The organism is Streptomyces sp. NPDC104761 (assembly GCF_055583445.1).
In genome coordinates this window covers 24,372-38,373 of record NZ_JBVJNZ010000002.1, presented here as the reverse complement: position 1 = coordinate 38,373, position 14,002 = coordinate 24,372, and the positions used below count along the sequence as shown (strand labels likewise).

General features: G+C 70.6%; 10 protein-coding genes. 3 read left to right on the top strand and 7 right to left on the bottom strand.

Annotation, left to right across the window (positions count from 1 at the left end):
* Positions 1 to 12: 12 nt before the first annotated feature.
* Positions 13 to 1,308, bottom strand: coding sequence for an LCP family protein (locus tag ACZ63F_RS06715; RefSeq protein ID WP_469709400.1), 1,296 nt, complete (start codon positions 1,306 to 1,308; stop codon positions 13 to 15).
* A 119-nt stretch (positions 1,309 to 1,427) separates the two neighbouring features.
* Between ACZ63F_RS06715 and ACZ63F_RS06710 the strand changes: the two genes are divergently transcribed.
* Positions 1,428 to 1,976 (top strand): acyl-CoA thioesterase, encoded by a 549-nt coding sequence (locus tag ACZ63F_RS06710; RefSeq protein WP_350783327.1) that lies wholly within the window; start codon positions 1,428 to 1,430, stop codon positions 1,974 to 1,976.
* Between the two features lie 100 nt (positions 1,977 to 2,076).
* Here ACZ63F_RS06710 and ACZ63F_RS06705 read toward each other — a convergent pair whose 3' ends face one another.
* Positions 2,077 to 3,594 carry an LCP family protein gene (locus ACZ63F_RS06705; RefSeq protein ID WP_469709397.1) on the bottom strand — a complete coding sequence of 506 codons (1,518 nt, stop codon included), beginning with the start codon at positions 3,592 to 3,594 and terminating at the stop codon, positions 2,077 to 2,079.
* A 126-nt stretch (positions 3,595 to 3,720) separates the two neighbouring features.
* Between ACZ63F_RS06705 and ACZ63F_RS06700 the strand changes: the two genes are divergently transcribed.
* Positions 3,721 to 4,758, top strand: coding sequence for a glycosyltransferase family 2 protein (locus ACZ63F_RS06700; protein ID WP_352366466.1), 1,038 nt, complete (start codon positions 3,721 to 3,723; stop codon positions 4,756 to 4,758).
* Between the two features lie 18 nt (positions 4,759 to 4,776).
* Here ACZ63F_RS06700 and ACZ63F_RS06695 read toward each other — a convergent pair whose 3' ends face one another.
* The 5 genes from ACZ63F_RS06695 to ACZ63F_RS06675 form a co-directional block, all read right to left on the bottom strand.
* Positions 4,777 to 6,384 carry an LCP family protein gene (locus ACZ63F_RS06695; RefSeq protein WP_469709396.1) on the bottom strand — a complete coding sequence of 536 codons (1,608 nt, stop codon included), beginning with the start codon at positions 6,382 to 6,384 and terminating at the stop codon, positions 4,777 to 4,779.
* Between the two features lie 126 nt (positions 6,385 to 6,510).
* Positions 6,511 to 8,121, bottom strand: a complete 1,611-nt coding sequence (locus ACZ63F_RS06690) for an LCP family protein (RefSeq protein WP_469709942.1) — start codon at positions 8,119 to 8,121, stop codon at positions 6,511 to 6,513.
* Between the two features lie 230 nt (positions 8,122 to 8,351).
* On the bottom strand, positions 8,352 to 10,067 hold the full coding sequence (locus ACZ63F_RS06685) for an LCP family protein (protein WP_469709395.1): 1,716 nt from the start codon (positions 10,065 to 10,067) through the stop codon (positions 8,352 to 8,354).
* Positions 10,068 to 10,309: 242 nt separating this feature from the next.
* Positions 10,310 to 11,434, bottom strand: a complete 1,125-nt coding sequence (locus ACZ63F_RS06680; RefSeq protein ID WP_469709393.1) for an LCP family protein — start codon at positions 11,432 to 11,434, stop codon at positions 10,310 to 10,312.
* A gap of 315 nt (positions 11,435 to 11,749) precedes the next feature.
* Positions 11,750 to 12,505: a TIGR03089 family protein gene (locus ACZ63F_RS06675; protein ID WP_469709391.1), complete on the bottom strand. Its 756-nt coding sequence runs from the start codon at positions 12,503 to 12,505 to the stop codon at positions 11,750 to 11,752.
* Between the two features lie 129 nt (positions 12,506 to 12,634).
* On the opposite strand from ACZ63F_RS06675, the gene ACZ63F_RS06670 reads away from it, so the two are divergent.
* Entirely contained in the window at positions 12,635 to 13,984 is a 1,350-nt protein-coding gene (locus tag ACZ63F_RS06670; protein ID WP_469709389.1) for a peptidoglycan recognition protein family protein, read from the top strand.
* Positions 13,985 to 14,002 lie beyond the last annotated feature (18 nt).

Here is a 14,002-nt window from a genome sequence, read left to right as displayed (position 1 = left end):
CCGCCGCCCGGCCTAGTTGCCGCTGACGGTGACCTTCTGGTCGTTCTTCAGCTCGTCGACCAGCGTCTTCACCTTCGCCTTGTCCCAGACGAGGTTGCCGCCGGTGGAGCCGGAGACCGGCATGTTCATCGAGACGCCGTCGCCGCCGTTGACGTCCTTCATCGCGAAGAACATCGACGCCAGGTCCCACAGGCTCATGTCCTTGTCGACGGTGAGGGAGTCCAGGCCCGCGCCGAGGGTGGGGTAGAGCTTGAAGGGGTTCAGGATCGTCGACGGCGTGGCCACCTGGTGGGCCAGGGCGGCCAGGAACTTCTGCTGGTTCTTGGTGCGCTGCAGGTCGGACGCGGCGAAGGCGTGCCGGGTACGGACGAAGGCCAGGGCCTCCTCGCCGTTCAGGGTCTGCTTGCCCGCCTTGAAGTTCGCGCCCGAGTAGCTGTCCTTGAAGCCCTTGTCGATGGTGATCGTGACACCGCCGACCGCGTCCACTATGTCCGCGAAGCCGGCGAAGCCGATCTCCACGTAGTGATCGATGTGCAGGCCGGTGTTGTACTCGACCGTGCGGACCAGGAGGGTCGGGCCGTCCTCGGCGTAGGCCGCGTTCAGCTTCGTCTGGCGGCCGGTGTTCGGGTAGACCTTGCCGGACGTGGATCCCTTGTAGGAGGGGATCACCACGTTCGAGTCACGGGGGAGCGAGACCAGGGTGTCGCCGTTGTCGCCGACGTGCAGGATCATCATCGAGTCGGTGCGCTGGCCCTCGGCCGACCCCGTGTGCAGCTTCTTCTTCTCCTCGGCCGACATGCCCTTGCGGCTGTCGGAACCGACGATCAGGTAGTTGGTGCCCTTGCCCGCCGCGGGCCGGTCGATCACCTTGGACAGGTCGACGTCCCGGTGCAGCTTGGAGTCGGCCCAGAAGTAGGTCGCGACGGATGTGACGACCAGCACACTCACCACGACGATCGCGGTCCACTTGATCCGCTTGCGCCAGTTGGGAGCCGGGCGCGGTTCGCGCTCACGCGTGCCGGAGGGACCACCGCCCCCCGGGCCGCCGCCGTAGACATGTCCGGTGTTGTAGCCGCTGTCGTAGCCGTCGTACCCGCCACCGTCGTCGTACCCGTTGTTGTACGACGGCTGCTGCGGGACGCCGGCGTAGCCGCCGCCCTGCTGCGGGGCGCCGTACGGCGGTGCCGACGGCTCTCCGCGCCGTACCTGGCGCATCACGCGGGCGCCCTCGGGCTGCGCGCCCGCACTACCGCGGCCGTATTGGTTGCCGCGGTTGCCGTCCGACCATCCCTCGGGCCATTCGTTCATGGGCCCCAGTGTGCAGGCAGCCACGGTGTCTCTTACAAGGGCCGTAGGAAAATCAGGGCACCGCTGTTGCGAACCCGACACAAATTCCGTGATTGTCGCCTCGGCATAAGGTGGGGGCCATGACAGACCAGGCCCCCGAGGCGGAATCCGATATACCCGGCAAGCCGACGTCCGCGTCCCGGACCACGCTGAGCCACATCATGACCCACAGCGACACCAACCTCCTCGGGACGGTGCACGGCGGTGTGATCATGAAGCTCGTGGACGACGCGGCGGGCGCGGTCGCCGGGCGCCACTCGGGCGGTCCCGCCGTCACCGCGTCCATGGACGAGATGGCGTTCCTCGAGCCGGTCCGCGTCGGCGACCTCGTCCACGTCAAGGCCCAGGTCAACTGGACCGGCCGGACGTCGATGGAGGTGGGGGTCCGGGTCCTCGCCGAGCGCTGGAACGAGTCGACCCCCGCCACCCAGGTCGGCTCGGCCTACCTCGTCTTCGCGGCGGTCGACGCGGACGGCAAGCCGCGCCGGGTACCGCCGGTCCTGCCGGAGACGGACCGGGACCGGCGGCGCTACCAGGAGGCCCAGATCAGGCGCACGCACCGGCTGGCGAGGCGCCGGGAGATCCGTGAGCTGCGCGAGCGCAGGGTGGCGGAGGGGTACGCGGACTAGCACGTGCCGAGCCGTCGTGGCCGGCCGCGCAGTGCGCCCCTTCAGGGATGCGGGGAACTGCGCGACCAGCCCCCACCGGGCGGCAGCCGAAACACGACCCTCAGCACACCTTCTCGTCCCCCCGGATGACAGCAGCGGCCCCCTGCGGTGCCGGCTCGTCCACCCGTACCTTCCGCACCGCCCCCTTGAAGTCCGCCCCCACCGTCACCCGCAGCACCGGCCCGAGCCCCGGCACGGCCCGCAGCTCGCTGCCCGGGAGCGCCGCCGCCAGGGACCGGGCCGAGCGGTCCCACCGCGGGTCGAAGGAGACCACCGTCCGCTTCACGTCGCGGTGCGCGGCCGTCACCGGCCGGTGGTTCGTCGCGAAGCCCGTCGCCGCCAGCGCCGCGTCCATCCGCCGCGCCACCCCCGCCGTGGCCGTGCCGTTCTCCACCTGGACCCGGATCGTGGCCGGCGCCACCTCCACCGTCGCCGGCGGCGGCCCCTGCGGCTTCGGCGACGCCGCGGGCGCCGGGGCCGGCGCGGGAGCGAGCGGCTGGTCGTCGCGCAGGGACCGGAACAGCCGGTCGGCCCCGGCCCGGTCCCACTTCAGCGTCGAGCCGATGCCCTTCACGGGGTACGCAAGCTGGCCGATGGGGACGGTCGTGAACTCGGACGAGGACGGGGAGAAGTTGCGCATCGCCCGGCCGAGGTCCAGCAGCTCGTCCGTGCCGAACCCGGTGTCCGCCCGTACCGATCCCAGCACCGCCCGCGTCACGTCCCGGAACCGGATCGGGTTGAGCAGCACGCCGCTCGACGTCGCCCGCTCGATCAGCGACGCCAGGAACCGCTGCTGCCGCTTCATCCGGCCCAGGTCGCTCGCCGCGTCGATGTGCCGGGCGCGGACGTACTGCAGGGCCTGGCCGCCGCCCAGGGTGTGCGTGCCGGGGGAGAGGTTCAGGCCGGTGTAGGAGTCCTTCAACGGCAGGGCGGTGCAGACCTGGACCCCGCCGAGCACGTCGACGGTCCGCATGAACGTGATGAAGTCGACCTCCAGGTAGTGGTCGATCTTCAGGTGGGTCATGTCCTCGACCGTGCGGACGGTCAGCTGCGGGCCGCCCTCCGCGTAGGCCGCGTTCAGCTTGATGGGGTGGGCCGGGTAGGTGCGGTGCGTCGTCTCGTCCACACGGGCGGGGATCTCGGCGTACGAGTCGCGCGGCAGGCTGACCACGGTGGCCCGCTCCCGGTCCGCCGAGATGTGCACGATCATGATCGTGTCGGTGCAGTGGCAGGGCGCCCCACCCAGCCGGTACTTGCGCCGCTCCCGCTCGGTGATCTTGTCGCGGCCGTCGGTGCCGACCAGCAGGACGTTCATGCCGTGGCCGGCGGCGGGCCGGTTCTTCATGTCCTTGAAGGGGTCGACCCGGGCGATGTCCGCGTCCAGGCCGGCCATCACCGAGTGTCCGATCCCGGCCGACGCCAGCACCACCACCGAGAGTGTGGTCACCGCCCGCATGGCCCAGCGCGGCCGCCGGGGCCTGCTGGGTCGTACCGGCGGCCGCGGGGCCTGACGGGTGGGCTGCGGTCTGCGCTGCGGCGGGGCGGGCCGGGCGGGGGACCGGGGCGGGCTGGCGGACAAAGGACACCTCCGGACGAGGCCGTACGTGGGATCCGTGAGCACGGTAGGCCGATACGACCTTCAGCCCGCGGTACCGCCGATGCGGCGCGCACCGGTGTCCCCCGTTCGCGGTAACGTGAGCCTCCTATGAACGCCAAGCCCGACGTGCGGCACCCCGCAGTCTCTGTGATCATGCCCGTCCTCGACGAGGAGCGGCATCTGCGCGGGGCCGTCCAAGCGATCCTCGCGCAGGAGTACGCCGGCGAGCTGGAGGTCGTCATCGCCCTCGGTCCGTCCAGGGACCGCACGGACGAGATCGCCGCCGCGCTCGTGGCCGAGGACCCCCGCGTGCACACCGTCCCGAACCCGACCGGGCGTACCCCGGCCGCGCTGAACGCCGCGATCAAGGCCTCCCGGCACCCGATCGTGGTCCGCGTCGACGGCCACGGCATGCTCTCGCCGAACTACATCGCCACCGCGGTGCGGCTCCTGGAGGAGACCGGCGCGATGAACGTCGGCGGCATCATGCACGCCGAGGGCGAGAACGACTGGGAGCACGCGGTCGCGGCGGCCATGACCTCGAAGATCGGCGTCGGGAACGCGGCCTTCCACACGGGTGGGCAGGCCGGTTCCGCCGAGACGGTCTACCTCGGTGTCTTCCGGCGCGAGGCGCTGGAGCAACAGGGCGGCTACAACGAGGAGTTCATCCGCGCCCAGGACTGGGAGCTGAACTTCCGGATCCGCGAGGCCGGCGGGCTGATCTGGTTCTCGCCGGAGCTGAAGGTGTCGTACCGGCCGCGGCCGAGCGTGCGGGCGCTCGCCAAGCAGTACAAGGACTACGGCCGTTGGCGGCACGTCGTCGCCCGCTACCACGAGGGCTCCATCAACCTGCGCTACCTCGCCCCGCCGGTGGCGGTGTGCGCGATAGCCGCGGGGATCGTCGTCGGGGCGCTGGTCACCCCGTTCGGCTTCGTGGTCCCGGGCGGCTATCTCGCGGCGATCGTCGCCGGGTCGCTCCCGGCCGGCAAGGGGCTGCCACTGAAGGCACGGCTGCAGATTCCGGTCGCCCTCGCCACCATGCACATGTCGTGGGGGTACGGCTTCCTGACCAGCCCCAGGTCGCTGGCGAAGCGGGTCATCGCGTCCCGCCGGCCCGCGGTGCTCAGCCCGTCCTCCACGAACTGAGCACCGGCATTCCGGCGTTCACCAGGTGTAGTCCGGGTCGACGTGCATGCACGCCTTGGTGTCCGAGGCGTTGAGAGCGTTCGCCGACTTTGGGGTGGTGTCGTCGGCGGCGGTGTACTTGCTGCCCGAGCGCCAGTCGGCGCCGACGACCAGCGTGACGCCGTCGACGCCGGTGGACTTCTTCACCTGGTCGGTGGGGATGCCCAGGACCTTCGCGACCCGCTGGGCGTCGCCCGCGAGGTCCGCGCTCGGATAGCGCACCAGCGTCCGGTCCTCGCTCAGCGGCGCCGAGGTGTCGGCCGCCGCCTTCGTGAAGCCCTTGCCGACGAGCAGTTCGGTGACGGCGGCGGCCCGGCCGGTGACGGCGGTCTCCGTGCCGCTCTCCGTGCCGTTCTGCACCTGTACGGCGATCCTGTCGTCGGCGGCCGCCTGGTCGGTGACCTTCGGCGTGGTTGTCGTCGTCTTCTTCTCGTCCTTGCCGTCCAGCGCGACGTCCTCGCGGACCAGCCGCCACAGCTTGGCCGCGTCGGTGGGCTTGGGCAGGACGCGGTTGCCGTCGGAGGAGTACACGAACGGCATCGTCGTCATGGTGATGCGGTCGGTGGGGACCTTCTTCAGCTCCTTGCTCAGGTCGTAGAGCTTGGTGACCGAGCCGAGGCCGGTGTCGACCGTGAGCGCCTTGGTGGCGGTCTCGGCGAGCCCCAGGAGCTTGTCGGGGCTGGCGAGGGTGGCGTTGGAGCGCAGTTGGCGGACCATCGAGTTCATGTACATGTGCTGGGCCTTGGTCCGGGCTATGTCGCTGCCGTCCTCGAAGCCGTAGCGGGTGCGCAGCCACTGCAGGGCCTGCTTGCCCTTGACGGAGGTGGTGCCCTTCCTCAGCTTCAGACCGGAGCCGTGGCCGGTGGAGGTGTGCGAGTAGATGTCGGCGTCCACGCACACCGGCACCCCGCCGATCGCGTCCGCCATGGACACCACGCCCGAGAAGTCGACCATCATGAAGTGGTCGACGTGGATGCCGGTGAGCTTCTCCCAGGTGGCCACCGTGCAGCCCGGGCCGCCGCGTTCCAGCGAGGCGTTGGTCATCGTGTCGTCGGTGGCCGCGTACACCCTGCCGGTCTTGGCGTCGGTGCACCTGGGGATGTCCACCAGGGTGTCGCGGGGCATGGACACCACCGACATGTTGGTGCGGTCGGCCGACACATGCAGCAGCATCTGGACGTCGGCGCGGGCCGCGGTGCCGATGTCCCTGGCGCCGCCCAGCTTCTGGTTCTCGGCGGTGTCCCGGGCGTCGGAGCCGATCAGCAGGATGTTCAGCGGGGTCTGACCGGCCGCGTTCGCCTTTGCTTTCGTGGCGCGGTCCTTGGCGTCCCCGATGTTCAGGGACTCCTTCTTGATGTTGCCGTTGAGGTGCTCGTAGTACAGGTACCCGGCCGTGGCGGCGCCGGCCAGGGCCAGCGCCAGGACCGAGGCCGACCAGCGCACGATCCGGCGTCTGCGGCGTCTGCGGTCACCGCCCGCCGCCTCGCGTCTGCTCCGCCGGCCCCCGCCGTCCCGGGGCTCGGGAGACGTGGTGTCCTCGACCGACACCACGTCGGACACCTCCCCCCGCACACTGCTGCGCACCACCTTGCCCGCCCTCCCGCTCGCACCCGCCACCGCACCCGGAACTCCCGGGCAGCGGGGCACGGCGGCAGTGTCATGCAGAGGTCTAGGAGTCAGCTGTGCCTGCCTGTGCGGACCTGTGTGCTCCCGCTACCAGCGATAGGGCGCGTACACGTCCATGCACTGTTTGGTGTCCGAACCGTTGATCGCGTCGGTGTTCTGCGGCAGGTCACCGGCCTTCGGCGCGGACTGCTTCGGGTACGCCGTCCCCTCCCGCCAGTCGGCGCCGACGACGAGCGTGACGCCTGACACATCGGTGGTCTGCTGCACCTGGCTCGTGGGGATGCCCAGCGCCTTGGCGGCCGCCTGGGCGTCGCCCTCCAGGTCCGCGCTCGGGTACTGGACCACCGTCTTCTCCACCGACTCCGCGGCTCCCGAGGTGTCCGCCGCCGCCCTGGTGTAGCCCTTGGCGGCCAGCTCCTGGGCGAGCGTCCGGGCCCGGCCGGGGACCGCGGCCTCGGTGGCGGTACCGGTGGCGTTGCGCACCTGCACACCGAGGCTGCCCGCGGAGACGGACGGCTCCTTGGCGGGCTGGGCGGTCGCCGTGGTCTTCTTCTTGTCCTTCTCGGCGCCGCCGTTCTTGTCGAACGCCACGTCGTCGCGGAGCATCTGCCACATCTTGTCGGCGTTGGCGGTGTCCGGTACGAGGTGGTCCTTGTTCTGCGGGTCCTGGAGGTTCGGCATCGTGAGCGAGGTGATGCGGTCCGTCGGCACCGACTTGAGCTGCATGCCCAGGTCGTAGAGCTTCTTCGGGGTGCCGATCTCCTCGGAGACCGTCAGCGACTTGGTGGCCGCCTCGGCCAGGTCCATCAGCCTGCCGGTGTCGGTGAAGACGTTCTGCCCCTTCAGCGTCCGGATCATCGAGTTCAGGTACATGTGCTGGGCCTTGGCCCGCAGCGGGTCGCTGCCCCAGGCGTGCCGGGTGCGCAGCCACTGCAGGGCCTTCTCGCCCTTCACCTTGTGCGTGCCGGCCGTCATCTTCAGCCCGGAGCCGCCGGGCACCGCGGCCGTCGGCCGGTCCCACACGTTCTGCTTCACACAGACGTCGACGCCGCCGATGGCGTCCGCCATGTTCACCACGCCCGCGAAGTCGATCGTGATCCAGTGGTCGATGTAGACCCCGGTGAGGTTCTCCCAGGTGGCCAGCGTGCAGCCGGCGCCGCCGCGGGCCAGCGACTCGTTGATGATGGTGTTGGTCGCCGGGTACACCTTGCCGGTCTTCGGGTCCGTGCACTTGGGGATGTCGACGCGGGTGTCCCGGGGGATGCTCACCATCGCCGCGCTCTTGCGGTCCGCCGACAGGTGGATCAGCATCTGCACGTCGCCGAGCGGCGGGCTGCCCCGGTCGTACTTGGCACCGCCGAGCTTCACGTTCTCGTCGGAGTTACGGCTGTCGGAGCCGATCAGCAGGATGTTCAGCGGCGTCTGACCGGCCGCGTTGGCCGCCGTCTTGCGCGCCTTGGCGTCGCCGATGTCGCGCTCGCCCTTGTGGATGTTGCCGTTCAGGTGCTGGTAGTAGAGGTAACCGGCGCCGGCCGTACCGAGGATCACCACCGACAGCACGGTCGCCGACCAGCGCAGCACCCGCCGGCCGCGCTTCCCCCGGCCGCCGTTCGGGCCGCCCTTGCGGGGCCCGCCGCCGCTGCCGCCAGGCGTGCCCGGTGCCTTCGGTGCCCTGTGTGCCTTCGGTGCGAGGGACATCGTGTCCTCGACCGCAGGCACCTCCCCCCGCACATCGCTCTGCGTCAACGCCCTGCCCTCCCCACCCTGCGCCCTGCGCGCACAGGCCCGCCGCCACGCCCCCCGTCGGACGTCACACGGACCACACGGGTCCGCCCCGCGCCCGGTTAGACGCGTGACGGACCCATAGGGTTACCTGCTTATTCGCTGTTACTTGACGCGCGTGCGGCGTAACTCACCGTTGCAGTGACCTACTTGGCGCAGGTCACCTTGTCCGCCGTCGTCTTGCTGTCCACGTCCGGCGCCTTTGTCGGAGTGGTGAGGGAGACCCCAGCCCCCTGGAAGTCCTTGCCCAGGGTCAGGGTGATCGCGGGCAGGCCCTGGGAGTTGATCACGCTCTTGCCGGGCTTCATGGCCGACCCGGACAGCCCCATGAGACTGGCCAGTTCACGCGCCTGGTCGGCCTGGTCGGGCGCGTACTCCAGGGTGGTCCTGCTGAGTTCGGCGTCCGCGTTGCCGGCGTTCTCCGACTTGAGGACGCCCTGCTGGTTCTGCAGCCAGCTGAGGGTCTCCTGGGCGCTGCCGGGCGGGGCCCCGCCGTTGAGGATCCGCACCCGCACCGCGGAGGCCGCGGACTTGCTGCCCTCCAGGCGGGCGGCGGCCGCGTCCTTGCTGGCCTGCGCCTGCTTCTTCTTGACGGCCGTGAAGGAGACGTCGTCCTTGATCGCCTGGAACACGGCGGGGGCCTTCGTCTCGTTGAGCACGACGGTCGCCTTCACCTTCTCCGCCGGGTTGTCCAGCACCGGGATGGTGGTGAAGGTCAGGTTCTTCGGGTTGAGCTTGCCGAGCTCCAGACCGAGGTCCTTCAGCTTGCCGATGCTGTCCAGCTGGGAGTCGACGGTGAGCGCCTTGGTGCCGACCTCGGCCAGCTTCAGCAGCTTGGTCGGGCTGGTGAGCGTCGAGTTGGAGCTGAGCTTGCGCATCAGGGCGCTCAGGAACTGCTGCTGGAGCTGGATCCGGCTCAGGTCGCCGCCGAAGCCGACCGAATGCCGGGTGCGCACGAACGCCAGCGCGGTCTCGCCGGAGATGTTGTGGGTGCCCTTGGACAGCTTCAGGTGCGAGTCGGAGTCGTCGATGTCCTTGGCGAGACACACCTCGACCCCGCCGACCGCGTCGGTCAGGGTCTTGACCGCGTTGAAGTCGGCCACCATGAAGTTGTCGGCCTGGATCCCGGTCAGCTCGGTCACCGTGCGCACGGTGCAGCTGGCGGTACGGCCGTCCTGGCCGAGGCTGGTGTTGAAGCGGACGTTCTCCGTGCCCGCGATGACCTTCTCGCTCCCGTCCGACTGCTGCGTCTGGCAGTCGGGCACGTCGACGATGAGGTCGCGCGGGATGCTCAACGCGGTGGCGTTCGAGCGGTCCTTGGAGATGTGCAGCAGGATCGTGGTGTCGGCGTGCCCGACGCTGCCGGCGTCGCCGTAGCCCTCGTTGCCCGAGCCCGTCCGCTTGTCGGTGCCGATGATCAGCAGGTTGATGGCCTTGTCCTTGCTGAAGCCACCGGTGCTCGCGCCGTCGTCGGAGACGGACGTGATGTTGTCGTTGAGGTGCTTGATGTAGAGGTAGGCGGTGGCCGAGGCCGCGACCAGCACGAAGGCCATCGTCCCGCCGGTCCACAGCAGGACCTTCTTGGCCTTCGACTTCTTCTTCACCGGCTGCCGCCGCGAGCGCCGCCCCGCCGGTGGTTCGGGCTCGGCGCGCCGCCTGCGCTGCGCCGGGATCTCCGGTCCCGCGGTCTCCCGGGTGCCACCCGCGCCGGCGCCCGGCGAGGCCGGCCTGCGCGGTCCCGGTACCGGCGACTGCGGTGCGGAAGGCGTCAGTCGCAGTTCGTATTCACCGGTGTTCGGATTGAGTACCCACTGGTCTGCGGGATCGATGTTGTCCGCCCGCCCACGGCCTTGCGCGTCCACGGTTGTCCGAATCCTCCGTCGGGGCCACGCGGCGCCTTCCCCCCACCAAGGCGCTCGGTCACGTTTCGCGGTGCGCGACCCCAGGACGGACCTCGCGGCCGGATGCACCGGAGCGCTCACACTATCCGCCCAGTTCAGCGTCGAGTGACGCCAGTGACAAATTCATCCTCCCTACAACCGGGCAATCCGTCTCATTTAACTGACAACGAACGGCACGGAAGTTCGCCGCCTTGGCGCGTGCTTTACTCGCACCTGTCCTCGGCGGCGGTGTTGCCGCGAAACGCGGACGCCGAGGAGTCCCCGGCGGAGGAAGTGCTCCTCCTGGCGACCTTCACCGGCCGGTCCGCCCGCAGCAGCGTGAACAGCGCGTCGGCCTTGCCCGCCACCAACTGGTCCCGGTTGGAGTCGTACACATACGGTTCCCGCGGCACGGTGAGGAACTGCACCTGGTCGGTCGGGACGTCCCGCAACCCGCGGACCAGCTGGTACAGCCCGCGCAGACTGGCCAGCTCCGGATCGGTGGTGAGCGCGGACGTCGCGGCGTCCAGCAGCGGGTAGAGCTTCGCCGGGTTCAGCAGTACGTCACTGCTCTGCACCTTGTTGACGAGCGCCCCGAGAAACTGCTGCTGGCGGTCCATCCGCCCGGTGTCGCTGCCGTCCCCGAGCGACTTGCGCACCCGCACGTACCCCAGCGCCTGCTCCCCGTCGAGGGTGACCCGCCCGGCGGGCAGCCGCAGCTTCGCCGCCTTGTCGTCGATCGGCTTCTTCAGGCACACCGGCACCCCGTCGATCGCGTCGACCATGTCCTTGAACCCGCTGAAGTCGACGACGACATGGTGATCGATCCGGATGTCCGTGAGCTTCTCCACGGTACGGATGGTGCAGGCCGAACCGCCCATTTCGAAGGCCGCGTTGAACAACGTGAACGAGGGCTCGGTGCGCCGCCCGTCCGCGCGCAGGCAGCCGGGCACGTGCACCATCAGGTCCCGGGGCAGCGAGACCGCGGTGGCGCTGCGCCGGTCGCGGGCGAGGTGCAGCAGGATGGTCGTGTCGGAGCGTTCGGTGCCCGAGTCCTTGCCGTAGCGGCCGTTGCCGTCACCGGCACGGGTGTCCGACCCGATGAGCAGGATGTTCTGCGCGCCCCGCACCAGCGCGGTGGGCCGCTCCCGCTCGTACCGGGCGAGCTCGGCCTCGGCCGCCTCGTCGGCGGTGATGTTGTGACTCAGCTTGGCGTACAGCGCCCAGCCGCCGCCGACGGCCCCCACGAGCACCACGCCGACCCCGAGCGCCACCCCCCGCACCCAACGCCGACGCCGCCGCCGGGCAAGCCCGGACCCGGTGGCGGATGCCCCTACGACGTCGGTCACTCCTCAACAGTGCCCTGGCACGAGAGCCGAAGCCGGGGTAACTGGTCCACGCGGGTGAGCGGTCCCACCGAGGGGCGGTGGGGTGGCGATGCGGGCGGCTGGCCTCGCCGGGGGCGACAGGGCGCGGAGGCGGGCAACGGGTCTCGTGGAGCGGTTGGCCGCTGGCGGGGGTGTCTGGTCTTGTCGAAGGGGCGGCCGGCTGCTGACGCGGGGGCCTGGTCCCACCCTTTTGGGGGCGCTGGGGGTACCCCTGGCCGAAGGCTGGGGGAGGAACTGCGCGAACGGCCCCCACCCAGCCGCAGCCGAAACACCACCTCAGCGAGCGGAAGCCGTAACCCGCTCACTCTCGATCCGCTTGGCGATCCCTTCCTCCCCCAGCTCGCCAAGATGCCGGCACAGCACCACCGACCCCCCGACGGCGAGCGGCGCGTACAACCCCGCGCTCAGCCCCTCCCACGTGTCGTACCCCAGCCCCGACAGCAACCTCGACCCCGGCCCGGTCAGATCCAGCCCCGCCGCGTCCCCGAGCGCCCGCTCCACGACCTCGGCGCCACTCAGCTCCGCCCCCGCGACGATCAGCGCGGGCTCCTCCGGATCCACAGGGGAGAACGGCACGAACCGGTCCCCCTGACTCGGCACCTCGACGGCATAGTCGACGAACCCCTCCGGCACCTGCGGAAACCGCCCGCCCAGCGGCCGCAGCGCGAGAGCGACCCGCTCCCCGCGGCACGCCCGCGCCGCCTCCAGCGAGTCCGGACCGCTGACGACCACGTCGGCCGCCGCCGGCTCCCCGGCCACGTCCGCGATCGCACCTACCGACGAACAGGCCAGCAGCCACACGGCCGTCTGCCAGTGCGCGGGCAGCAGCAGGGCGACCCGGTCGCCCGGCCCCGCCGCGAGATCGGTCTGCAACAGATTCGCCGTCTTCGCCACCCAATTGGCGAAGGTGGCCACGGACAATTCGACGCGCTCGCCCGTCGCGTCGTCGTAGAAGGTCACCAGGGGGCGTCCGGGATCCGCGGCGAGCGCGGAACGCAGCAGGTCGGCAGGGGTGCGATCGGTGGCGTTCACCCGCGCAAGGGTACGCCGCGCCCGGCGCCCGCACCGGCCGACGGGGCCACCGGTTCGGCGTAGCGGTTGCCGACGGACCGTCAGTTCCCCCAGGGGCACTTTCATCTGACTGTGTTCAAGATCGGTGGCATGCGTGGATTCCTGACTTGCTCGATCGGCGTCACCTGCGCGGCGGCCCTCACCCTCCCGCCGGCCGTGCTGAACGTGCCGTCCGCGGTCGCCGCACCCGCGAACCGGGCCACGACGACCACTGCCCGCCCCGCCACCACGGTCCTCCCCGGCAGCACCCAGTCGCTGCCCCTCACCCCCCGCACGCGCGAGCGAGTCCTCGGCCAGGCCCCCGAACAGGGCGCCTACCGCACCGACGTACGGCGTTTCTCACTCGTCGGCGTCATCTGGGACAAGCCCGGAACCGAATTGCTCGGCCAGGTCCAGGTCCGCACCCGGTCCGCCGCCACCGGCGACTGGTCGGGCTGGCAGGACGTCGAGACGCACAACGCCGACCACGGCGCCGACCCGGACACGGCGGAGGCCTCCTCCGGCCGGGTGCGCGGCGCCACCGCACCCCTGTGGGTGGGCGCCTCGGACGGAGTCGACGTACGCGTACGCGCCAAGGCCGGACCCGGCCCCGGCGTCGGACGCGACCTGCTCCCGGCCGGCCTGCGCCTGGAACTCGTCGACCCCGGCGACGAGGCCCCGTCCGAGGGCCTGCCCGGTGACAGCCCGCGCACCGACACCGGGGCCGACTCGGCGGCCGCGGTCAACGCCGACCTCGTGTCCTTCGCCGCCACCGAGATCCCCGCGCTCAGCCGGGCGGACACCGAACGCGAACTGCGCGAGCTCAACGGCGGCACCGACTCGCTCGCGAAGCCGCACATCGGACCGCGCCCGAGGATCGTCACCCGCCGCGGCTGGGGCGCCGACGAGTCGCTGCGCGAGAAGGGGTTCGTCTACACGGGGAAGGTCAAGGCGGCCTTCGTCCACCACACCGACTCCGGCAACGGTTACCGCTGTTCCGACGCCCCGTCCGTCATCCGCAGTATCTACCGCTACCACGTGGTGAGCATGGGCTGGCGGGACATCGGCTACAACTTCCTCGTCGACAAGTGCGGAACCATCTACGAGGGCCGCGCCGGGGGAGCCGCGAAGGCCGTCAGGGGCGCCCACACCCTCGGGTTCAACAACAACAGCACGGGTATCGCGGTGATCGGCACCTTCGGTTCGCACAAGCCGCCCGCGGCCGCCGTGACCGGCATCGCCAGGCTCACCGCCTGGAAACTCGGGCTCTCCGGGGCCAATCCGAAGGGAAAGACATATCTGAAGTCCGGGGGTGGCAATCTCTACCCAAAGGGGAAGAACGTACGACTGAACGTGATCTCCGGCCACAGGGACGGGTACGCCACCGACTGCCCAGGCGCCAAGCTCTACGCCAAGCTCGGCTCGGCCCGCACCAGCTCCGCGCACCTGCAGGGGCGCTGAGTACGGGGCCGGCGGTCG